1 protein-coding gene is annotated in these 239 nt (G+C 73.2%); it reads left to right on the top strand.

What is annotated here, in order from left to right:
- Window positions 1-239: hypothetical protein (locus tag RZA33_RS19775; RefSeq protein ID WP_317510060.1), on the top strand; the 239-nt coding region annotated here is incomplete at both ends.

Genomic DNA, 239 nt, shown 5'->3' with positions numbered 1-239 from the left:
CCGGCCACCGGCCCGCTGGCGGAGCCGCCATCGGCACTGACACGGATGGTGTCGCAGAACGTCAGCCAGCTCAGCCAGAACTTCGTGCGCCACGAGGCCCAGTTCCTGGAGTTCCGGGCCGGCCGCGGCAGGGCCGCCGCGGCACAGCCCATCGTCGACGCCCATGGGGGCCAGTTGCGCGCCTACGAGCTGCTCGGGCGCTGCGCCCACCCCGAGCTGCCCGGTTCGCCGATGCATCT

The organism is Halovibrio sp. HP20-59 (assembly GCF_033052795.2).
In the GTDB taxonomy this organism is placed as follows: Bacteria; Pseudomonadota; Gammaproteobacteria; order Pseudomonadales; family Halomonadaceae; genus Vreelandella.
This window is presented reverse-complemented; position numbering and strand designations above follow the sequence as displayed.